The organism is Halorubrum sp. Ea8 (assembly GCF_002252925.1).
Classification (GTDB): Archaea; Halobacteriota; Halobacteria; order Halobacteriales; family Haloferacaceae; genus Halorubrum.
This window is the reverse complement of record NZ_NHPF01000163.1, coordinates 1-19,710: the sequence shown is the minus strand read 5'-3', so window position 1 is coordinate 19,710 and position 19,710 is coordinate 1. Positions and strand designations below refer to the sequence as shown.

General features: G+C 71.2%; 21 protein-coding genes. 8 read left to right on the top strand and 13 right to left on the bottom strand.

Annotated features, from left to right (window positions below; all coding sequences use genetic code 11):
* Positions 1 to 198: 198 nt before the first annotated feature.
* Positions 199 to 744, top strand: a complete 546-nt coding sequence (locus DJ74_RS18245) for a hypothetical protein (RefSeq protein WP_094528242.1) — start codon at positions 199 to 201, stop codon at positions 742 to 744.
* A gap of 2 nt (positions 745 to 746) precedes the next feature.
* Here DJ74_RS18245 and DJ74_RS18240 read toward each other — a convergent pair whose 3' ends face one another.
* From DJ74_RS18240 to DJ74_RS18210, 7 genes are all read right to left on the bottom strand, one after another.
* The gene (locus tag DJ74_RS18240; protein WP_094528240.1) at positions 747 to 1,661 is read right to left on the bottom strand and encodes an SDR family oxidoreductase; all 915 of its coding nucleotides are present in this window, start codon (positions 1,659 to 1,661) and stop codon (positions 747 to 749) included.
* A 55-nt stretch (positions 1,662 to 1,716) separates the two neighbouring features.
* The gene (locus DJ74_RS18235) at positions 1,717 to 2,196 is read right to left on the bottom strand and encodes a GNAT family N-acetyltransferase (RefSeq protein ID WP_094528238.1); all 480 of its coding nucleotides are present in this window, start codon (positions 2,194 to 2,196) and stop codon (positions 1,717 to 1,719) included.
* A 54-nt stretch (positions 2,197 to 2,250) separates the two neighbouring features.
* Positions 2,251 to 3,036 carry an archaeal proteasome endopeptidase complex subunit alpha gene (gene psmA / locus DJ74_RS18230; protein ID WP_094522260.1) on the bottom strand — a complete coding sequence of 262 codons (786 nt, stop codon included), beginning with the start codon at positions 3,034 to 3,036 and terminating at the stop codon, positions 2,251 to 2,253.
* Positions 3,037 to 3,040: 4 nt separating this feature from the next.
* On the bottom strand, positions 3,041 to 3,520 hold the full coding sequence (locus DJ74_RS18225) for an Rpp14/Pop5 family protein (protein ID WP_094522261.1): 480 nt from the start codon (positions 3,518 to 3,520) through the stop codon (positions 3,041 to 3,043).
* Positions 3,521 to 3,527: 7 nt separating this feature from the next.
* Positions 3,528 to 4,178 carry a class I SAM-dependent methyltransferase gene (locus DJ74_RS18220; protein ID WP_094522262.1) on the bottom strand — a complete coding sequence of 217 codons (651 nt, stop codon included), beginning with the start codon at positions 4,176 to 4,178 and terminating at the stop codon, positions 3,528 to 3,530.
* Complete coding sequence (locus DJ74_RS18215) at positions 4,162 to 4,911, bottom strand: RNase P subunit p30 family protein (RefSeq protein ID WP_094522263.1); 750 nt, start codon at positions 4,909 to 4,911, stop codon at positions 4,162 to 4,164. Before DJ74_RS18215 ends, DJ74_RS18220 begins: the two co-directional genes overlap by 17 nt.
* 69 nt (positions 4,912 to 4,980) lie before the next feature.
* On the bottom strand, positions 4,981 to 5,841 hold the full coding sequence (locus tag DJ74_RS18210) for a DUF6498-containing protein (RefSeq protein ID WP_094522264.1): 861 nt from the start codon (positions 5,839 to 5,841) through the stop codon (positions 4,981 to 4,983).
* A gap of 156 nt (positions 5,842 to 5,997) precedes the next feature.
* Here DJ74_RS18210 and DJ74_RS18205 point away from each other — a divergent pair, with 156 nt between their 5' ends.
* Positions 5,998 to 6,282, top strand: coding sequence for a DUF357 domain-containing protein (locus DJ74_RS18205; RefSeq protein ID WP_094522265.1), 285 nt, complete (start codon positions 5,998 to 6,000; stop codon positions 6,280 to 6,282).
* A 12-nt stretch (positions 6,283 to 6,294) separates the two neighbouring features.
* Here DJ74_RS18205 and DJ74_RS18200 read toward each other — a convergent pair whose 3' ends face one another.
* The 4 genes from DJ74_RS18200 to DJ74_RS18185 all read right to left on the bottom strand — a co-directional run bounded on the left by DJ74_RS18200 (position 6,295) and on the right by DJ74_RS18185 (position 9,143).
* Positions 6,295 to 6,804, bottom strand: a complete 510-nt coding sequence (locus tag DJ74_RS18200; RefSeq protein WP_094522266.1) for an MOSC domain-containing protein — start codon at positions 6,802 to 6,804, stop codon at positions 6,295 to 6,297.
* A gap of 79 nt (positions 6,805 to 6,883) precedes the next feature.
* Positions 6,884 to 7,567, bottom strand: a complete 684-nt coding sequence (locus DJ74_RS18195) for an HAD-IIB family hydrolase (protein ID WP_094528237.1) — start codon at positions 7,565 to 7,567, stop codon at positions 6,884 to 6,886.
* A 120-nt stretch (positions 7,568 to 7,687) separates the two neighbouring features.
* The gene (locus tag DJ74_RS18190; RefSeq protein ID WP_094522268.1) at positions 7,688 to 8,860 is read right to left on the bottom strand and encodes a Cdc6/Cdc18 family protein; all 1,173 of its coding nucleotides are present in this window, start codon (positions 8,858 to 8,860) and stop codon (positions 7,688 to 7,690) included.
* Positions 8,861 to 8,936: 76 nt separating this feature from the next.
* A complete protein-coding gene (locus DJ74_RS18185; RefSeq protein WP_094522269.1) occupies positions 8,937 to 9,143 on the bottom strand; it encodes a hypothetical protein in 207 nt (68 codons plus the stop codon).
* Positions 9,144 to 9,297: 154 nt separating this feature from the next.
* On the opposite strand from DJ74_RS18185, the gene DJ74_RS18180 reads away from it, so the two are divergent.
* Entirely contained in the window at positions 9,298 to 9,699 is a 402-nt protein-coding gene (locus tag DJ74_RS18180; protein ID WP_094522270.1) for a hypothetical protein, read from the top strand.
* A gap of 17 nt (positions 9,700 to 9,716) precedes the next feature.
* Here DJ74_RS18180 and DJ74_RS18175 read toward each other — a convergent pair whose 3' ends face one another.
* Both DJ74_RS18175 and glpK read right to left on the bottom strand, forming a co-directional pair.
* Complete coding sequence (locus DJ74_RS18175) at positions 9,717 to 10,823, bottom strand: hypothetical protein (protein ID WP_094522271.1); 1,107 nt, start codon at positions 10,821 to 10,823, stop codon at positions 9,717 to 9,719.
* Complete coding sequence (gene glpK / locus DJ74_RS18170; protein ID WP_094522272.1) at positions 10,824 to 12,365, bottom strand: glycerol kinase GlpK; 1,542 nt, start codon at positions 12,363 to 12,365, stop codon at positions 10,824 to 10,826.
* Between the two features lie 404 nt (positions 12,366 to 12,769).
* Here glpK and glpA point away from each other — a divergent pair, with 404 nt between their 5' ends.
* The 5 genes from glpA to DJ74_RS18145 all read left to right on the top strand — a co-directional run.
* Positions 12,770 to 14,611 carry an anaerobic glycerol-3-phosphate dehydrogenase subunit GlpA gene (gene glpA / locus DJ74_RS18165; protein ID WP_094528235.1) on the top strand — a complete coding sequence of 614 codons (1,842 nt, stop codon included), beginning with the start codon at positions 12,770 to 12,772 and terminating at the stop codon, positions 14,609 to 14,611.
* Positions 14,611 to 15,990, top strand: a complete 1,380-nt coding sequence (gene glpB, locus DJ74_RS18160) for a glycerol-3-phosphate dehydrogenase subunit GlpB (RefSeq protein ID WP_094522274.1) — start codon at positions 14,611 to 14,613, stop codon at positions 15,988 to 15,990. Before glpA ends, glpB begins: the two co-directional genes overlap by 1 nt.
* Complete coding sequence (locus DJ74_RS18155; RefSeq protein WP_094528233.1) at positions 15,987 to 17,501, top strand: anaerobic glycerol-3-phosphate dehydrogenase subunit C; 1,515 nt, start codon at positions 15,987 to 15,989, stop codon at positions 17,499 to 17,501. Before glpB ends, DJ74_RS18155 begins: the two co-directional genes overlap by 4 nt.
* A gap of 227 nt (positions 17,502 to 17,728) precedes the next feature.
* Positions 17,729 to 18,727, top strand: coding sequence for a hypothetical protein (locus DJ74_RS18150; protein ID WP_094528265.1), 999 nt, complete (start codon positions 17,729 to 17,731; stop codon positions 18,725 to 18,727).
* Positions 18,728 to 18,830: 103 nt separating this feature from the next.
* Positions 18,831 to 19,710: VCBS repeat-containing protein (locus DJ74_RS18145; RefSeq protein ID WP_141212760.1), on the top strand; the 880-nt coding region annotated here is incomplete at its 3' end.

The following is a 19,710-nucleotide window of genomic DNA, read 5'->3' as shown; positions in this document are numbered from 1 at the left end:
AACGCGTCCGCGCGCCGGTACGTGGCTCGTCGCCGAACGGTCGACCGTGACGGGGTAGGCATAGTGGTAGTACTGTCCGTAGGTGGTACCGTGCGGGAACAGCCAGCGAAAACCCGCTTAGGTGGACGTATACCCCCGTTATTATAAAACCCTTCGCAAAGGGCAAGCCCCTTGGCCGGCGGTGGCGTTCGAATCCCCATGCGCGTTACCCCCGAAACGGTCCGCGACGAGCGCGCGTGGGTCCGCGACCGCGCGCCGGTCGTCGTTCCCCTGATCAACGAGACCCGCGAGCGACTGGGGACGCTGTTCGAGACGGACGTCGCCCCGGTGAGCCGCGAGGCGTACCGCCGCGAGGTCGACGCCGTCTTCGCCGACGGCGAGGTCGCGGTCAACGTCGCCGGCTGCGTCGCGCTCCTCCGTGACCTCGACGTCGCCGACGACTACCCCGGCTTCGTCGTCGACGAGGTCCTCGGCCGCGAGCTCGCGGCGACGCTGGCCGGCGGCCGGCCGCTCTCGCTGCTCGGGCAGGCGACGTTCCACTTCGTCGACGTTCACGTCAGCGAGGACGAGACCGCGCCGGGCGACGACGCCGGCACCGCCGGCGCCGACGACCTCGACGCGGCGCTCGCCGCCGGCTTCCAGACGCGGCTCCCGGGCTGGGAGTGGCGGGAGGGAGAGAGCCCGTTCGCGGTCGCGCCGGGCCGCGACGAGTCGGGGACCGGCGGCCCGGAGCGGGGCGGCTGACACTACGACGTGAATTTCAGGACGAACTCGTAGCCGCGGTCGAGCACCGCGTCCGGGAGGAAGCGCGCGAGGACGCCGACGCGGGCGGCGGTGCCCGGTTGCACGCGCGCGGGCGGTTGCGTCGCGCTCGCGACATCGTAGATCGCGCCGGCGACGACTTCCGGCTCGACCGCGCCGGGACCCCCGCCGCCGACGAGCTTCGCGTCCTCGAACAGCGCGTAGAACTCCTCGTAGGCGCCGGAGCGGTCGTCGTCGCCGTTCGACGCGCCGCTCCCGCCGGCGTCGTCTCCGTCGTCCTCGCCCCCGTCCGAACCGACGCCCGCCTCCGCCTGCGCGCGCTTCGAGAAGTTCGTCTTCACCGGTCCGGGCTCGACCACGACGACGTCGATCCCGTGCTCGGCGACCTCGTTGCGGAGCGCGTCGGACATCGCCTCGACCGCGAACTTCGAGCCGCTGTAGACGCCGCCCCCGGGGAACGAGACGCGCCCGGCGACCGAGGAGACGTTGACGATAGTCCCGTCGCGCTCGCGGCGCATCGCCGGCAACACCGCCTTCGTGAGCCGGTGCGGCCCGTACACGTTCACGTCGAACTGCTCGTGGACCGCCGCCGTCGACACGTCCTCGATCGGGCCGAACTGGCCGTACCCCGCGTTGTTGATCAGGGCGTCGATCGCGCCCTCCTCGTCGAGGATCCGGTCGACGACGCGGTCGACGTCGGACTGGTCGGTGACGTCCAGGGTGGCGAGCTCGCAGCCCGCCTCGCCGAGTGTCTCGATGTCGGCGGGGTTCCGCGCGGTCGCGTACACGGTCCACCCCTCGTCGTTGAACGCGTGCGCCGCGGCGCGGCCGATACCCGAGGAACAGCCGGTGATGAGTACCGTCTTCTGCACGCGTCGTCGGTCGGCCCCCGACGGCATAACTCTCCCGACCCGAGCGCCGGTCTCCCCCGCGACGCCCGGAGCAGGATTCGCGTCACAGCTCCTCGGTCCGGATCCCCATCGCCCGCGACGCGGGCGCGGTCCGCTCGAACCCCCACCGCTCGTAGAAGCCGTCGACGTCGGCGAGGAGGTCGACGTACGCGCCGTCCGGCGCGTTCGCGCGGAGCCACGCGACGAGCGCGTCCATCATCGCCGTTCCGATCCCTCGCCCCTGATGCGGCTCCGCGACGGCCGTATCCGAGAGGTGAAATATCGATCCGCCGTCCCCGACGATCCGCGCCATTCCGACCGCCGACCCGGTCTCGGTCTCGACGACGTGAACGCCGTGCGTCGTGTTCGGGAGCCCCCGTTCGACCGCCTCTCGCGACCGGTCGCTCATCTCGGCCTCCCGCCGGAGCCGCCGGAACGCGTCGACCGACGGCGTCGTCTCTCGCAGCTCGTAGCCGGCCGGGAGCGCGTGGCCGTCCCGTCCCGGATCCGGCCCGTCGGACTCGACCGCGTGGTCGTCGCTCATGGGTCCCCGTTCGCGCCTCGAAAAATGGACGTTTCGACCCGGGGCGACCCGACCTTACTCCTCGTCGGCGTCGCCGGCGTCGTCGGCGTCGTCCTCGTCCTCCTCGCTCTCGAGCAGGTCCCGCTCGTCGAGGATCGATTCGATCTCCTCGTTCGACCGCTCGGTGTAGCCGTCGTCGTCGTCGACGGTGATCGTGGCGACGCCGACGCCGTCGGGCGCCAGTTCGCCGTCGTTCGACTGCGCGAGGGTGTCGAGCGCGAGCCCGACCGCCTCGTCGGTGGAGATACCCTCCTCGTACTCCTCCTCTAGGTAGTCGCGGAGGTCGCTCCGGTCGGAACCGATCGAGAGCGCCTGCCACTCGTAGGGGGTGCCGGAGGGGTCGGTCTCGAAGAGTCGCGGCTCGCCGTTCTCGATCCCACCGACGATCAGCGCGACGCCGAAGGGGCGCGCGCCGCCGATCTGCGTGTACTGCTGGATGTGGTCGGTGATGTTCTTCGTCAGCGTCTCGATGCCGACCGGCTCGCCGTAGCGCAGGCGGTTCACCTGCGCCTGCCGGCGCGCGAAGTCGATGAGTTGGCGGGCGTCGGCGACGTGACCGGCGCTCGCGACGCCGACGTGGTCGTCGGCCTTGTGGAGCTTCTCGATGCTCTCCGGCTCCATCAGCGGGGAGCGGGCGCGCTTGTCGGCTGCGAGGACGACGCCGTCCTCGGCGCGGACGCCGACGCTTGCCGTCCCGCGTTTCACCGCCTCCCGGGCGTACTCGACCTGGTAGAGCCTGCCGTCGGGAGAGAAGATGGTGATTCCTCGGTCGTACGCCTGCTGTTGGGATTGGCCCTGCATGATATCACTCGATGTCGAACGCCGCCGCGCCGACGTAACCCGACCCGACCCACACGTCGCACGCGTCCTCGCGCACGACTGCGGGTCGCTCGGCGTCCCCGAACGCGACGTCTCGCTGTGTTGAATTAGCGCCCGCGCGACGCATATATCTTTCCTCACAGGCACGCACCGTCCCCGAGATCCCACGGACGTGGATCCCGACCGGGTCGCCGTCGACCTCGCTCACGCAGGCGATCGCCGCGCGCGCCTCGGCGACGTGGCCGTGCCGGACTTTGACCACCGCTTCCCCGGTCCCGTCACCGTGCATGAACGAGAGCAGGGTCAGGTCGGCGTCGGCGCTCCCCGCGTCGCCGATCAGGTTGCCGGCGGCGTACCAGAGCGCGCGCTGGAACGCGCGGCGCCCGAGGTCGGCGTCGGGCCACGTCTCGATCCCGACCGCGAGGTACCGCCACCGCGGCCGGAGGTGCTTCGGGAGGTGTTTCACAGTGTGGTCACCCGGAGCGCTCGGCCCCGGGCTCGCCGTCGCTCCGGTCGCCGAGCCGCTCCGCGACGATCACGGCGACTTGGTCGTGGACGCGCTCGACCGCGGTCACCGCGAACCCCTCGGCGGTGAACGCCTCGACGAGGGTGCCGACGGTGGCGGGGTCGTCGACTTCGGGACCGTAGAACGGCGCCTCCGGGTCGGGCCCCTCGAAGAACGCCACGTCGCCGAGGACGATCCGGCGGGCCCCCGTCGCGGCCATCTCGCGGATCGCCTCGCGCTTCTCGTCGTCGCCGAGGTGGTGGAGCGCGAAGTTCGAGGTGACGATATCGATCCGCTGACCGGGGTCGACCTCGGGCTCGCGGAACTCGCCGTACGCGAACTCGACGTTGGCGAGGCCGCGCTCCTCCGCCTTGCGTCTCCCCTCGTCCATCATCCCCTCGCTGATGTCGCGGGCGAGCACCCGCTCCGCGTCGGGCGCGAGCGCCAGCGAGATGGCGCCCGTGCCCGCGCCCAAATCGAGGACGACGTCGTCCGGGTTCGGGTCGGCGTACTCGACGACGAGGCTCGCGCAGGCGTGGTACTCGTCGCTCTTCGAATCGTCGTACTCGGCCGCCTTCTCGGAGAAGCGCGCCGCGTGCTCCTCAACGCTCTTCTTCATACCTGCCACGTCGGACCCCCGGCTCTATGAAGGCCTCGGAGCGCCGCTCCCGGTTGCGCGCCGCGATAGCGCCCCACGCCCGGAGCCCGTCCCGTACCCACTCCGGGTCGAAGCCGACCGCCTCGGCGGCGGCGACCAGCTCTCGGGGCGCCCGGAGCGCGAGGTGGGACCGCGCGTTCGCGCTGACGACGTGGGGCGCGTCGTAGTAGGTCACGATCTCGCGGAGCTTCCGCAGGTCGGCGAGCGCCCGCACCCGCCTGCCGCCGCTGGAGCGGAGCAGCGGCCCGAGGTCGAACTCCACGTGGACCGCGTTGTCGCGGGCCGCCTTCGCGAGGACGTGGTTGACATCGCCCGGACCGTCCATCGGACGCGCGAGCACGTCGACGCGGGGGTCCTCGACCGCGAACCGGTTGAGGCCGTCGTCGCCGCCCGCGAGGCAGACGACGGTGCGCTCGGAGCGGTAGTTTCCGACGGCGCCGGAGGCGCTCGTGGCGTCGGCGACGTCGATCTCGACCGCGTCGACGACGTCGACGCCGTACTCCTCGCGGAGGGCGGCCGCCGCCGGCGGTCCGTCGTCGGCTCCTCCCCGCTCGCTCTCTCCGCCCTCGCCGGCCGGCGCGAGCGCGTCCCGCGTGCGGACGACGACCCCGTCGTAGCCGTACCGCGCCGCGGTGGCGGCGTGGCGGGCGACGGTCGCGTCGCCGTCGGGGTGGGCGTGGACGGCCTCGTACATGCCCGCCCGTTTCGGCTCCGCCGGTATCGTCGTTGCGCTTTCCGCGCCGGGCGCCGCGCCCCGGCCGGGTTACCCGTCTCCGGTCGACTCCTCCGTCTCCCACTCCCGCCTCGGGTCCTCGCCGGTGAACCACGTCGCGATCCCGTCCGGTTCCGCCTCGCGGTGGGCCCGTCGCCGACTCCACTCCACCGTCGCCTTCGCGATCGTGATCGGCAGGAGGTACGGGAGAACGACCGCCTCGACGCCGACCGCGTCGACGGTCGCGTCGATCAGGCCGGGGGCGACGAACCCTTCGACCGCGACGAGTCCGGCGGTGACGGTGACCGCGGTCACCACCCCGATGACGAAGTAGAAGAAGACGACGCGCTGCGCCGCCTCGACGACCATGTACGGCGACCGCTCCTCGTAGGCGCGCTCGGCAAGGAACTCCCGGTGCACCTCCGCGACCTGCGCGCCGCAGATCCCGAGCGTCGCCAGCCCGACGGTCGGCGTGAGATAATCGAGCGCGTCCCATCCGACCCCGAGCAGCGGGAACAGGAGGAACCCGAAGACCCCCAGCGACCGGACGACGACGCCCGCGTTTCGGCGGTACACCGGCGGAAGCCACGAGGCGACGCGTATCGGTTCCGGATCGCTCTCCCAAACCTCGCCGCGCTCCGCGTCGTCGGAGTAGCCGACGATGTAGAACGACCGGTCCGCTAAGACGATCGGGCGCTCGGCGAACAGCGCGACGACGCTGTACGCGAGCACCATCACCGCCACTTCTATCCAGTAGACGGCGAGCAGTTCGCCGACGCGCCAGTCGAACGCGACGACGCCGACGAGCGGGAGGAGGTTCGTCGCGACCACGAGCCCGAGGGCCGCGCGGCCGGTCGGGTCCAGCGGGCGAGACGGGCCGAGACCGGAGTCGGGCGATCCGTCGGAGGGCATCGTTCGGTGTCGGGGGCGCGTCGGTATTAAAATCGGCTCTCTCGGGGCCCTTCGCGCCGTCGTCCGGGGGTATCGCCGTCCACGCCTCGCCCTCCGGGGGCCGCAGTCGCCCGCGGGCCCGACGCTCTTTTCATCGCCTCCGCGCAACCCCGACGCATGGCCGCCGACTTAGAGGAGAAGACGGACCGATACGAGCGCATGCTCGCCGACGCGCTGGCGGCCGCGGAGCCGCGACCGCCGGCCGACACGCCCCTCGGCGAGGCCGCGGCCGACGTGGCCGAGATGGCCGAGTCGTACCTCGAAGACGGACGTCACTTCCGCGGGGACGACGACCCGGTGAACGCGCTCGCATCGTACTCGTACGGCTACGGGTGGCTCGACGCCGGCGTCCGGCTCGGGCTGTTCGCCGTCCCCGACGACACAGAGCTGTTCACGACGTGAGCGGCGGCGCGGCTACGAATCCTCGAGCCGCGACCGCGCGGCGCCGTCGGCGTCGCCGAGAATCCGGATCGGCGCGCCGGTTTCGATCGCGCCGTCCTCGACGATCCTGGCGCGGAGCCCGCCCCGGTGGACGAGCGCGTCGCGGAGCCCCTCGCGTTCGAGTAGGGATTCGAGGTACGAGCACGGCTCGCAGAGCTCGACCCCCTCGCAGACAGCGTCGCCGACGCGGAACCGCGCCCCGACGAGGCGGTTGAGCCCGATGTCCCTGGTGGTGAGGTTGCGCCGGTGCTCGTCCGGGCCGACGGCGATCCCGTAGTCGCGCTCGACGGCGTCGAGCGTCTCGCCCTCGATCAGCGACAGCTCGCGGCTCACGTCGCGCGCCGACCGCGAGTAGGTCCCGCTGTCGAGGAAGTACCGGTCGCCGCGCAGTCCCCGCCCCGAAACCGCCTCGACGCTGTCTCGCTCCTCCATGGGCGCGCCCGACTCGGGAGCGACGTGAATCGCCTCGATCCGTCCGGTCATGACGCGTCAGACGACCAGGACCGACAAAGCGGTTGCGGGGCGTCGCGGCGGCCTCGGGCCCGCCGACGGCCGCGGCCAGTCACCCGCTCCGCTCGCGCAGCTCGGCCAACAGCGCCGCCGTCCCGTCCATGTACCCCTCGTCGAGGACGGTGTCGGCGGCGTCGCGGGCGGTCGCGTCCGCGTTGGCGACCGCGTACGACTCGCCGGCGACGGCGAACGTGGACGCGTCGTTCTCGCTGTCGCCGACCGCGGCGAACTCGTCGGGTGCGAGCCCGAGCGTGTCGGCGACGCGTTCGAGCGCCTGCCCCTTGCTCACGGCGGGCGACTTGACGTGGTACGCGTAGCCGGTGTCGACGACCTCGACGTCGCCGTCGGCCGCCGCGGCGACCTCGCGGAGCAGCGCCTCGTCGGCGTCGAGCGACAGCGCGACCTCCGTCTCCCGCCAGCGGTTCACCGTGTTGCCTGCGCCCCAGCCGACCTCCCCGCCGCGCTCGCGGAACGCCTCCACGACGGCCCGCGGGGCCGTCGGGTCGCCGAGCACGGTCGTTTCGCCGTCCGCGTACGCGATCCCGCCGTTCTCGGCGATCACGAGCTCGGGTCGGCCGAGGAAGTGCGCCAGCGCGACCGGATAGGGGAACGCCTTCCCGGTCGCGAAGACGACCGGCGCGTCCCAGCCGGGCAACAGTTCGAAGACGCGGGGGTCGATCCGACCGCTCGGCGTCGTCAGCGTCCCGTCGATGTCCAGCGCGAGGGGCGGCGCCATACCCGCGGTCGGGAGGCCGGGCGCAACTGTCTTGCGTTCTCTCGGCGGCGCCCGTTCGCGGGCGTCGATAAAGAGGGGTCCGCGGCCGTCGGCCGCGGCGGCTTGGTCTATGACGGCGGGTCAGGCCGGCCACGACGGCCGGTCGAACAGCTCTCGGAACACGAGCGTCGGGAACCGCGGGATGAGCCGACTCGGCGGGCGGCCCTTCCCGTGGCTCTGGCTGACCGTCACCCGGTCGAGCAGCCCCGCGTCCGCCAGCTCGTACAGCACTCGGCGCACGGTGGACGCCGAGAGGTCGACCGCGGGCCGCGAGGCGATCGTCTCCGTGGCCGCGCTCACCGAGGCCCGGTCGTCCTCCGGCAGGCTGACTAGCTCGTACAGCAGCCGCCGTCGGCTCTCGGAAAGGGCGAGCACGCGGCCCAGCGCGACGCCGGGCTTCGGCACCTCCTCGATCCCCGCGTCGAGGTCGGTCGGCCGGATCGTGGAGGCGCCCGCGCGCTCCGCGCTGATCGCGGCGCCGGCGATCGCGGCGAGCGCGTCGTGGGCGTCGCCGTCGGCCCACTCGCTGACCTCGCGGATCTGGTCGTGGCTGATCGCGTCGCGACCGAGCCCGGTCGAACACCGGCTCGTCAGCAGCTCGACGAGCACGTGGCGCCGGTACGGTTCGAAGGCGACCGACTCGTCGGGCTCCCACTCGATCGCGTCGGGCGGGTCCCGACCGAGGCAGACCGGCGAGATGTGCCCGCCGATGTCCGAGAGCCAGTCGACGACGGTCGTCGCGTCCGGCGTCTCCGGCTCGTTGGTGTGGTCGACCGCGACGACGATATCCGGACCGGTGCGGACGCCCTCCCGCAGTTTGTCCGCGAGCTCGTCGGTGCCGATCCCGTGTTCCGGGACCGGGTCGTCGCCGATCGTCGAGAGGACGTCGTGGTAGAGCCGGAACCGGGTCGAGCCGCGGCGGGCGTCGACGTACACGAACCCCGGGAGAGTGGGTTCGACCGCCCTCGTCGTCGTCTGGATCGCCCGCCGCGGGCCGCTGTGGGACGCGAGGCGGTCGAACAGCGCGGAGACGACGGCGGACTTCCCGCTCCCCTTCGGGCCGTGCACGTAGGCGCTCGGCGGGAGCGTCCCGGAGAACGCCGGGCTGAAGACGTCGAGCAGGCGCTCGAACACCGGCCCCCGACCGGTGGGCGAGTCCACGTGTGAGACGGGGGAGACGGCGTCGAGGTCGACGAGGACGCCGGCCCCGGCGTCGTACCCCAGCCTGCGCTCGATCCGGTCGTCGATGTTCACGCTCGACCCTCCTGTGTGTCCGAATAAAACAGGCACGAAGCGCGGCGCTCGGTCCGACCGGCTCGCCGCCGCGACCTCACCAGCCGTCGGGCTTGTACCGGTTTATAAGGAGCGTCGAGGCGACGAACACGGCGGCCGCGACCGCGCCGACGATCGCGCCGGCGACGACGCGCGCCCCGACCGGTCCCTCCGCGGTCGCCGCCACCACGAGAGTGACGATTCCGGCGACCACGAGCATGTTTCGACCGTCGCGCCTCTCGAGTCCCAGCGTCTCCGCGTTCATATCGGCCCCTCTCGCCCGGCGACGTTAAATCCACCTCGAACGCCGTCGCCGGCCGGCGGTCGCGGCCGAGAACGGCACCGGCGACGACAACGGCGACGCGATCGCTCCCGCCGCCGTCCACAATCTTAACACTCCCGGCCGCCTCCCGCGGAGTATGTCCGAACCAGAGTTCGACGAGTCGGTCGTCAAGGCCGACAAGCGGAGCAAGGCGGTCGCGCTGATCGTCGCGATCGCCGCGTTCCTCGTCGTCCGCGAGCTCGTCGTCGACGTCCAGTTCGCCTCTATCGTCGCCGCGACCGCCGGCGTCGGCGTCCGGCTGTACGTCCCGTATCACGCGAGCGTTCGGGTCCCGGAGTCGGACCGGACGTCGCTCAGCGACCACCCGACGGTCGGGGCGTACCACCACGGCGCCGCCGGAATCGGGCTGGTGGTGCTGTCCGTCATCGCCGTCGCCGCGTTCGCGTTCACTCAAGGGTTCGTTACCTCGGTTGGTGTCGGGATCATCGCTGGTGTCGTTGCGTACGTGGTTCTTTCTTCGACGCTTCCGGCGGGATAAAAGCCGGAAGGCGACGCTTAGGTTCCCGGCACCCAGATGGAGCCGAGGACGCCGAGGATCGCCAGGACCGCGAGGATCGACGACGAGATGAAGATCGCCGCGGCCGGCGGGTCCACGTGAGTGTCACCGTGCGCGTAGAAGACGCGCTGGAAGGCCTCACCGATCACGGCGCCGAGGAGGCCGAACCCGGCCCCCGCGACCAGTCCGACCGTGCCGCTGAAGCCCGCTCCCGTGAACGCCGCCCACGCCGTCGCGCCCGGTAGCGTCATGTGGTGAGTGACCGGGATCCGGTCGACGCCGAGGTTCAGGAACAGCAGCGTCGCCGCGCTGATACCGAACCCGAGGAACACGTTCCCGGTCTGGATCGCGGCGTAGGAGGCCGCCAGTCCGGCGGCCGCACCGATCGCCGCGACGTGCGACCACTTGTACATGTTCGGCAGCCACGGCTCGACCGCGAGGCGGTCCTCGCTGGACTTGTCGCCGTCGCCGGGGACCTCATTCGGATCGCGCATCTCCTCGCGTTCGAACGGTCCCATGTCGAAGTAGCCGCTCGCCTTGCTGCTGACGTTGCCGATCACCGAGTAGCCGAACACCGCCCGGTGGACCAGCGCGCTGGCGACGACGGTGAACGCGATCGGGTCCGTCGGGATCGCCAGGTTCCGCAGCGTCTGTTCGAGCACGATGCCGAACACACCGAACGCCGCACCGACCGCGAGGATGTCAGGTCGACTCCCGAGCGCGAAGCCGATGTCCTTCGCGTTGTGGTAGTCGAAGCCGGACTCCATCGCGCCGTTCTTCGCCGCGTACGCCGACGCCGCCGCACCGCCGGCGAAGGAGATGTGCGGCCCGAAGACGGGACCGAACCCGACGCCGACGCCCGACCCCATGGCGGCGTCACCGCCCCACACGCCGGCGATGACGAGGAAGCCGGTGAAGATGAACGCCGGGAGCGCACCGAGCGCGGCGCCGAACGCCCCGCCGGCGGCCGCGCCGAGCCAGATGGTCGGGTCGAGCAGGATGTCGAGCACCGCGCCGATCGAACCGGCGCTCCACTGTGCGAGCACCCCGCCGGACTGCGCGAGCAGGTCGCCGGACGCGAGCAACGCCGAAGCCTCGGCGCTCATCTACTCGTCCTCCTCGTCGTCCTGTGCCCAATTGAGGGAGCGCTCGACCGCGTCGTCCCAGCGGTCGTACAGCTTGTCGACCTCTTCCTGCTCCTTCTCCGGCGAGAAGTCGCGGTCGATCTGCCAGTTATCGCGGAGCTCGTCGACGGTGTCCCAGTAGCCGACGGCGAGGCCGGCGGCGTACGCCGAGCCGAGCGCCGTGGTCTCGTCGACCTCCGGCCGGACGATGTCCGTCTGGATGATGTCGGCCTGCAGCTGACAGAGGAAGTTGTTCTTGACCGCGCCGCCGTCGACGCGGAGGCTGGTCATCTCGACGCCCGAGTCGGCCTCCATCGCCTCCGCGAGGTCGCGGGTCTGGTAGGCGATGCTCTCCAGCGTCGCCCGGACGATGTGTTCCTTGGCGGTGCCGCGAGTCATCCCGACGATGGTCCCGCGAGCCCGGCCGTCCCAGTGGGGGGCGCCGAGCCCGGTGAACGCCGGAACCATGTAGACGCCGTCGGTCGAGTCGACCGATCGGGCCAGCTCCGCGGTCTGTGCGGCGTTGTTGATCAGGTCGACGTCCTCGAGGAACTCGATCGCCGCGCCGGCGATGAAGATCGACCCCTCCAGCGCGTACTGTACCGGCTCGCCGGACATCTGGAAGCCGACCGTCGTGAGCAGCCCGTTGTCGGACGCGACGGCTTCCTCCCCGGTGTTCATCAGGTAGAACGCGCCGGTTCCGTAGGTGTTCTTCGCGTCGCCCTTGTCGAAGCAGGTCTGCCCGAAGAGCGCGGCCTGTTGGTCGCCGAGTGCGCCGGCGACGGGAACCGCCTCGCCGAGGAAGCCGTCCGCGTCCGTGTGGCCGTAGTAGTCCTCGTCGGAGGACGGTCGGACCTCGGGCACCATCTCACGCGGCACGTCGAACTCCTCGAGGAGCTCGTCGTCCCACTCCATGTCCCGGATGTTGTACAGCATGGTCCGGGAAGCGTTCGTGACGTCCGTGATGTGGTTGCCCGTCAGGTTGTAGATGAGCCACGCGTCGATCGTGCCCATCAGCAGCTCGCCGTCGCGGGCCCTGTCGCGGAGGTCTCGGCCGCGGGACGCCGACATCTTGAGCGGCTCCGCGTTGTCGAGGATCCATTCGGTCTTGGTCGCGGAGAAGTACGCGTCGCACTCCAGTCCGGTCTTCTCGCGGATCTCCTCGACCTTCCCGGCCTCCTGGATCTCCTCGACGCGGTCCGTCGTCCGCCGGTCCTGCCACACGAGGGCGTTGTGGACCGGCTTTCCGGAGTCTTTGTCCCACACGATCGTCGTCTCGCGCTGGTTGGTGATCCCGATCGCGTCGAGCTGGTCCGCTTCCAGCCCCGCGTCCGCGAGCCCGTCGAGGACGACCTGTTGGGTGTTCTCCCAGATCTCGATCGGGTCGTGCTCGACCCATCCGGGGTTCGGGTAAATCTGTTCGTGCTGTTCGTAAGCGTTCGTAACGACCTGGCCCTCGTGGTCGAACACCATGAATCGGGTGCCGGTCGTCCCTTGGTCTATCGCACCGACGTACTGTGTCATGTTTTGGATCCCTCCTGTGGCGCTGGTCCGCACGCGGCGACGCCGCCGATCCCGTCTCGGGCGCGTCCCGAGAGGGTCGCGTCCCGGCTCGGCCGGGACTCGGCTCCGCGAGGCGACCCCCGAGCGACCGCGTCCGACCCGCAGGCCGGACGCGCGGCCGCGTTTCGACGGGGGTCACCGCCGTCGCCGCGGTATATCTTCACGGAAGCTACCACGCCGTTCGTGAACATAATGTACTACCATAATAATCTAACTGTTAAAATCCGCTTTTGAGCGCGGTTCAAAAAGAGGATATATAAACAAACCGCTGGCGCCAACGCTTGCACTACTTGAACGTCCCTGATAGTTATGCGAACCCGTAAAGAGGAGGTAAAGTAAAGTGGACGGGGTCCGAGCGGTCGGTTATGGACCATCAGGTGGACGTCGTGGTCGTCGGGGGCGGCTCGACCGGCTGCGGCGTCGTCAGGGACCTGGCGCGGCGGGGGCTCGACGCGGTGCTCGTCGAGAAGGGGAACCTGACGCACGGCACGACGGGACGGATGCACGGGCTCCTCCACAGCGGGGGTCGGTACGCGGTCTCCGACCAGAAGAGCGCGAGGGAGTGTATCGAGGAGAACCGGGTGCTCCGCGACATCGCGTCCCACTGCGTCGAGGAGACGGGGGGGATGTTCGTCAAGCGCCCCGAGGACTCCGAGGAGTACTTCCAGGAGAAGCTGGAGGGGTGCCGCGCGTGCGACATCCCCGTCGAGGTGCTGGACGGCGAGGAGGCCCGCCGCCGCGAGCCGTACCTCGCCCGCGACGTCGAGAAGGCGATCGCGCTCCCGGACGGCGCGGTCGACCCCTTCCGGCTCTGCGTCTCCAACGCGGCCGACGCCCGCGAGCACGGCGCGCGGGTCGAGACGCACGCCCCGGTGACCGACGTGCTCGTCGAGGACGGCGAGGTCGTCGGCGTCGAGATCGAACACGAGACCGGCCCCGGCAAGCGGGTCCACCGCGAGCCCGGGACGACCGAGGAGATCCGCGCGCGACACGTCGTCAACGCCACCGGCGCGTGGGCCGGCAACGTCGGCGAGATGGCGGGCGTCGACGTAGAGGTGCGCCCGTCGAAGGGCGTGATGACCGTGATGAACACCCGACAGGTCGACACCGTCATCAACCGGTGCCGACCGAAGGGCGACGCGGACATCGTCGTCCCGCACGAGACGGCCTGCATCCTCGGCACGACCGACGAGGAGGTCGACGACCCCGAGGACTACCCCGAGGAGGAGTGGGAGGTCGACCTGATGATCGAGACGCTCTCGGAGCTCGTGCCCGCGCTGAAGGACGCCCGCACGCTGCGGTCGTTCTGGGGGGTCCGCCCCCTCTACGAGCCGCCGGGAACGGGCACCGAGGACCCGACCGACATCACGCGCGACTACTTCCTGCTCGACCACGGCGACCGCGACGACCTGCCGGGGATGACGACCATCGTCGGCGGGAAGCTCACCACCTACCGCATGATGGCCGAGTCCATCTCGGACCACGTCTGCGAGGTCCTCGGTCACGAGGCGACCTGCGACACCGCCGAGGCGCCGCTGCCCGGGTCGGAGAGCGACGCGCGGATGGAGGAGCTGATGGACGAGTTCGGGCTCCGCTCGCCGGTCGCCCGCCGTTCCGGGCAGCGGCTCGGGTCGCGCGCGGACGAGGTCCTCGACGAGTACGACCCGAACCCGATCGTCTGCGAGTGCGAGGGCGTCACGCGCGCCGAGGTGCAGGACGCCATCGGCGAGGCGGGCAGCGACCTCAACGCGGTCCGGCTCCGCACCCGCGCCTCGATGGGGAACTGTCAGGGCGGCTTCTGCACCCACCGCATCGCCTCGGAGCTGGCGCGGGAGTACCCGGAGCCCGTCGTCCGCGACGCGGAGGACGAGCTGTACCAGGAGCGCTGGAAGGGCCAGCGCCACGCGCTGTGGGGGCGGCAGCTCTCGCAGGCGATGCTGAACCACCTGCTGCACGCGACGACGATGAACCGCGACGGCGACCCCGCGAACCTCGACGGCGAGGTCGACTTCGGCGCCTTCGACGCGGGCGCCGGGTCCGGCCCGGCGAGCGCCGACGCCGACGAGGGCGGCGACGCCGGGACCGCCGCCACCGACGGGGGTCGCGCAGGCGACGACGCGACGACCGACGGGGGTCGCGCAGGTGACGACGCGACGACCGACGGGGGTCGCGCAGGTGACGACGCGACGACCGACGGAGGGCGCTGATGGCGATCGACAGCGACGTCCTCGTCGTCGGCGGCGGGCTGGCGGCGATCACGGCGGCGATTTCGGCGTCCCGAGAGGGCGCCGACGTGCGGCTCGTCTCCCACAAGTCGAGCACGCTCCGGCAGGCCTCCGGGCTGATCGACGCGCTCGGCTACGTCCCGGCGACGGAGCCGGCGCAGCCGCTCCGCGAGGGACCGCCGACAGCGGGCCGCGAGCTCGACCGCGACGAGTGGCCCGACCCCGAGGGACCCCTCGCCGACCCCTTCGAGGGGATCGACCGGCTCCCCGAGAGCCACCCCTACCGGGTCATCGGCGCGGACGCGCTCCGGGAGGGACTCGACCTGTTCGACGAGCTCGCCGGCGACGCGTACCGCGGGAGCCACACCGACCGTAACGCGCTCCTGCCGACGTTCGGCGGGAGCGTGAAGCCGACCGCGCGGTACCCGGCGGCCGCGGAGGCGGGGCTCGCGAGCGACGACCGGCCGGCGCTCATCGTGGGGTTCCGGTCGCTGACGGAGTACGACGCGCGGGCGTTCGCGGGCCGGCTGGAGGCCGCCGGCGTCCCGTTCGACGTCGCCGGCGCGGAGGTGGAGTTCGCGGAGGCGTTCCGGGCCGACGCGAAGGTCACCCGGCTGGCGAAGGCGCTCGACCACGACGAGGAGATCGACGGCGTCCCCGCCCGCGAGGCGCTCGCGAAGGCGGTCGCCCCGCACCTCCACGACGTCGTCGACGAGGCGGGCGGCGTCGACCGCGTCGAGCGCGTCGGCTTCCCGGCGTTCCTCGGCGACGACCGCGGCGACGAGGTGCGCGCGGAGCTGGCCGACCGGCTCGGCGCCGACGTGTTCGAGATCCCGATGGGGCCGCCGAGCCTCCCGGGGCTCCGCCTGGAGGACACGCTCTACGACGCGCTCGACGCCGAGGGCGTCCGGTTCGAGACCGGCAACCCAGTCGCCGGGATCGAGACCGAGGCGGACGGCCGGATCGAGACGGTCGCCGTCGATCGGAAGGGGAGGGAGACGCCGTACGGCGCCGACGCCTTCGTGCTCGCGACCGGGGGGCTCGTCGGGAAGGGGCTCGACTCGGACCGCGAGGGCGTCCGCGAGCCCGTCTTCGACTTACACGTCGAGCAGCCCGACGACCGCTACGAGTGGTTCGTCGACGACGCGTTCGGCGACCAGCCGTACGCGCGGTTCGGCGTGCGCCCCGACGAGCGCGGGCGCCCGCTCGACGGGGACGGCGAGGCACAGTACGCGAACGTCTTCGCGGCCGGCGGCGTCGTCGGCGGCGCGGACGCGGCGCGGGAGAAGTCCGCGAGCGGGGTGTCGCTCGCGACCGGCCTCGTGGCCGGGCGGCAGGCGGCGACGGAGGCGACCCAATGACACGAGACACACCGGACGACACGGGGGCGACGGACGGAACGGGGGGAGAGCGCGGCGACGGGAGCGAGCCGCGGGCCAGTCCCGGCGTCCCGGAGGCGGGCCGCGACGAACAGCCGTCGATCTTCGTCCCCGACGACGGGGAGCGGGCCGGCGGGAGCGAGGCCGACGAGAGCGAGGCCGACGAGAGACCAGCCACCGACGGCGGCGTCGAGAGCGCGACCGGCGGCTCCGACTCGGCGGAGCTCGACCCGGACGCGTACGACCCGGTCGACGTGTTCCCCGGCGGCGACCTCGACCTCCGCGAGGGGGCCGACTCCTGCTACAAATGCACGAGCTGCGACACCTCCTGCCCGGTCGCCGAAGTCGACGACGAGTTCCCGGGGCCGAAGTTCCAAGGGCCCGAGCAGTGGCGCCTCAAGCGCAAGGACGACCACGACATCGACGAGTCGATCACCTCCTGTTCGAACTGCATGCGCTGCGACGACGCGTGCCCCTCTTCGGTGCCGCTCTCGCAGATGCACAACGAGGCGCGCGGCCAGTTCGTCGAAGAGCAGATGGAGAAGCTGTCGGTCGAGTACGTCCGCAACCGGATCTTAGCGAACTACCGGACCTCGGCGCGGCTGGCGAGCGTCTTCCCGCGCACCGCGTCGTTCGCGATGAACTTCGGGCCGGTCCGCTGGGCGATGGAGAAGACGCTCGGCATCCCGAAGGAGCGCGACTTCCCCGAGTTCGCCACGGAGACGTTCCGTGAGTGGTGGAAGGCTCGCGGCGGCGCGAAGGTGGAGGACCCGGACAAGCGCGTGGCCTACTTCCACGGCTGCTACTCCAACTACAACACGCCCGAGGTCGGCAAGGCGATGGTCCGGGTGTACGAGCACTTCGGCTACGAGGTGATGGTCCCCCCGCAGAAGTGCTCCGGCACCCCGATGTTCGCGAACGGGATGCTGAAGGACGCCCGCCGGCACGCGGAGACGAACGTCGAGAGCCTGATCGAGGCCATCGGCGAGGGCGCGGACGTGATCGCCTCCTGTACCTCCTGCTCGATGTCGCTCCGGCAGGAGTACCCGGAGCTGTTCGACATCCACGGGATCGAGGACGTCTCCGAGCACACCTACGAGGCGCTGGAGTACCTCCGGATCCACGAGGACCTGGAGGGCGAGCTCGCGGGCAGTGAGCTCGCGGACGATCGGTCGTACGCCTACCACGCGCCGTGTCACGCCCGCAATCAGGGGCTCGCCCGGCAGGCCGTCGAGACGTTCCGCGACGTCGACGGCGTGAACATGGAGGACGTCGGCGACTCCTGTTCCGGTATCTCGGGGACGTACGGCTGGAAGGAGGAGAAGTACGAGAAGTCGATGAAGATCGGCGAGGAGATGTTCGAACACATGGAGGACGCCGAGGGCGACGTGGGGATGACCGAGTGCCCCACCTGCGCCATGCAGATGGAACACGGGACGGGGTACGAGATCAAACACCCGCTGCAGCTGCTCGAAGAGACCGTCGGCGCCTGAGCGAGAGGCGCTGAGCGGGAGGCGATCCGACCGCTCCCGCGGTCGGTCGGTTCGACTCGGAACACCGTCGGTTCGCCTCGGAACACCGTCGGTTCGACTCGGAACACCGTCGGTTCGACTCGGAACACCGTCGGTTCGACGCCCGGTCAGCTCGGCGACGCGTCCGTTTCTCAGACCGGATAAGCGCGGACAAACGTTTAATGAGCGGAGTTCCCGAGACGGCCTACGTGACGCTCGAACAGCTCCTCGATCGATACGACGACGTCGAGCGATCCATCGTGGTCGTCAACCGTACCGACCCCGACCCCGTTCTCAACATGCTCACGGACACGTTCGGCGACGCGGTGCAGGTGGCGGACCGGAGCCTCGCGGGCGACGGGGGCACCGGGTCCGACCCGACCGAGACCCGATCCGACCATCCCGGCGCGCGATCCGACGGACCCGCTGATGCGAGCGGGGCGGGGCTCTCCGCCGAGCGGCTGACGATGCGATCCCCGGACGCGGGCGAGAGGCCGGTGATCGACGTCGACGCGCTCCGGCGGAACGACGCCGTCCCGTTCGACGGCGACGACCCCGGCGGAGTGGAGAACCTCGCGCTGCTCGTCGAGGGCGACGAGGTCGTCGCCGGCTCGACGCTCGGCGAGCTCGGCGACGCGGTGTTGTTCGTGAACTCGGACTTGTACGTCACCGGGAGCCGAACGCTGGAGGATGTCGACCTCCCGTCGGTGATAAGCGGCCTCGAAGACACGACGTTCACCCTTCGGGGCTACCCCGAGTCGAACCGCCAGAAGCTCCTCCTCATCACCATCTCCCGGTTCATCGAACGCGCCGCCTGGGTGGCCGGCGACGGGACGCTGCGCTCGTCGTTCCAGCGCCTCTCGCGGATCGAAGACGAGGTCGGTACCCGCGAGGTGTACGAGAGCGTGGTCGACGCCGGCGTCGACACCCACCTGTACGGCGTGCCGGACGACCTCCCTCGCGGCCTCGACGCGGTGGTCCACGGCGGCGACAGCCGGGACTTCACCCACAGCTGGTTCGTCGTGTACCGACCGCCCGGGGGACCCACCTCGGTCGACGGCGGCGCGGGATCGGACCTCGATCGCGGCATGGACGGCGGCGTTGGCCTCCTCGCCGTCGAGGCGGAACCGCGGGTCTGGCGCGGGATGTGGACGTTCGACGAGGGGCGCGTCCGCGCGATGAACCGGTACATCGAGCGGAACCTGTAGGGACGGCGAGCGAAATCCGTAACGAGAAATCGGAGCCGGATTTACGCGTCTCGGGCTGAATCCAACCCGTGAGTTCATATTCTCCCAGCGGTGACGGGATATCATGTTCACGGAGCGGTCCGACCTCGTCGGCGACGACGACCCGATGCGCGGGTACGGCGTCACGGTGACGCCGGGACGGGACGGACCGCTCGTCTTCGTCGCTGGCTACGGCGAACCGAACCGACTGTACGCCCGCGAAGGCGACCGGTTCGTCGATACGGCCTGCGGCATCGTCGCCGACGGGACCCGCCACGGGATGGGCGTCTGCGCGGCCGACCTCGACGCCGACGGCTGCGAGGAGGTGTACGTCCACAACTGCACCAAGGGCGTCGACGGCGGCGGCGACCCCGACCTCCTCTTGAGCCGCCTCGAATCCGACGGCTACCGCTGGACGGACGTGTTCGCGCTCGACGTGAACGCCGACCGCCTCGACGTCCGCGCCGGCCGGTCCGTCGCCGCTCTCGACCGGCTCGGGACCGGCCGGTACGGGGTCGCCGTCTCCGGGTACGCCGCGCCGCTCGCGTTCTACGAGCTCGGCGACGACGGCGAGATAACCGACATGGCCGGCGCCGTCGGGCTGGAGGTCGACGGCGGCTGTCGGTCCCTGCTCGCGGTCCCGCACTGCTCCGGGGAGGGCGATCTGTTCGCGGGCGTCGAGCGCGGCCCGAACCGGCTGTTCCGCAACGAGAACGGCCACTACGACCCGACCGGCGGCGGCGCGCTGGCCGACCCCGCGGGCGACACCCGCGGCGCCTCCCTCGTCGACGAGGGCGGGACGTTCGCCTTCGCCGTCGGCAACGAGGACGGGCCGAACCGCCTCCTCCGTCACGGATCCGGCGGCGAGTTCGAGGACGTCGCGTCGGCGGCCCTCAGCGAGCCCGACCGCGTCCGGACGGTCGTCGCGGCCGACTTCGACAACGACGGCCGCGACGACCGTCCGG

Bases quoted from the DNA above. Each gene is read 5' to 3' on its own strand.
- psmA (WP_094522260.1), bottom strand. From the start codon at position 3,036: ATGCAGGGCCAATCCCAACAGCAGGCGTACGACCGAGGAATCACCATC.
- DJ74_RS18180 (WP_094522270.1), top strand. From the start codon at position 9,298: ATGTCCGAACCAGAGTTCGACGAGTCGGTCGTCAAGGCCGACAAGCGG.
- glpB (WP_094522274.1), top strand. From the start codon at position 14,611: ATGGCGATCGACAGCGACGTCCTCGTCGTCGGCGGCGGGCTGGCGGCG.
- DJ74_RS18215 (WP_094522263.1), bottom strand. From the start codon at position 4,911: ATGTACGAGGCCGTCCACGCCCACCCCGACGGCGACGCGACCGTCGCC.
- DJ74_RS18175 (WP_094522271.1), bottom strand. From the start codon at position 10,823: ATGAGCGCCGAGGCTTCGGCGTTGCTCGCGTCCGGCGACCTGCTCGCG.
- DJ74_RS18185 (WP_094522269.1), bottom strand. From the start codon at position 9,143: ATGAACGCGGAGACGCTGGGACTCGAGAGGCGCGACGGTCGAAACATG.
- glpK (WP_094522272.1), bottom strand. From the start codon at position 12,365: ATGACACAGTACGTCGGTGCGATAGACCAAGGGACGACCGGCACCCGA.
- DJ74_RS18205 (WP_094522265.1), top strand. From the start codon at position 5,998: ATGGCCGCCGACTTAGAGGAGAAGACGGACCGATACGAGCGCATGCTC.
- DJ74_RS18200 (WP_094522266.1), bottom strand. From the start codon at position 6,804: ATGACCGGACGGATCGAGGCGATTCACGTCGCTCCCGAGTCGGGCGCG.
- glpA (WP_094528235.1), top strand. From the start codon at position 12,770: ATGGACCATCAGGTGGACGTCGTGGTCGTCGGGGGCGGCTCGACCGGC.
- DJ74_RS18195 (WP_094528237.1), bottom strand. From the start codon at position 7,567: ATGGCGCCGCCCCTCGCGCTGGACATCGACGGGACGCTGACGACGCCG.
- DJ74_RS18235 (WP_094528238.1), bottom strand. From the start codon at position 2,196: ATGAGCGACGACCACGCGGTCGAGTCCGACGGGCCGGATCCGGGACGG.
- DJ74_RS18240 (WP_094528240.1), bottom strand. From the start codon at position 1,661: ATGCCGTCGGGGGCCGACCGACGACGCGTGCAGAAGACGGTACTCATC.
- DJ74_RS18210 (WP_094522264.1), bottom strand. From the start codon at position 5,841: ATGCCCTCCGACGGATCGCCCGACTCCGGTCTCGGCCCGTCTCGCCCG.
- DJ74_RS18245 (WP_094528242.1), top strand. From the start codon at position 199: ATGCGCGTTACCCCCGAAACGGTCCGCGACGAGCGCGCGTGGGTCCGC.
- DJ74_RS18155 (WP_094528233.1), top strand. From the start codon at position 15,987: ATGACACGAGACACACCGGACGACACGGGGGCGACGGACGGAACGGGG.
- DJ74_RS18220 (WP_094522262.1), bottom strand. From the start codon at position 4,178: ATGAAGAAGAGCGTTGAGGAGCACGCGGCGCGCTTCTCCGAGAAGGCG.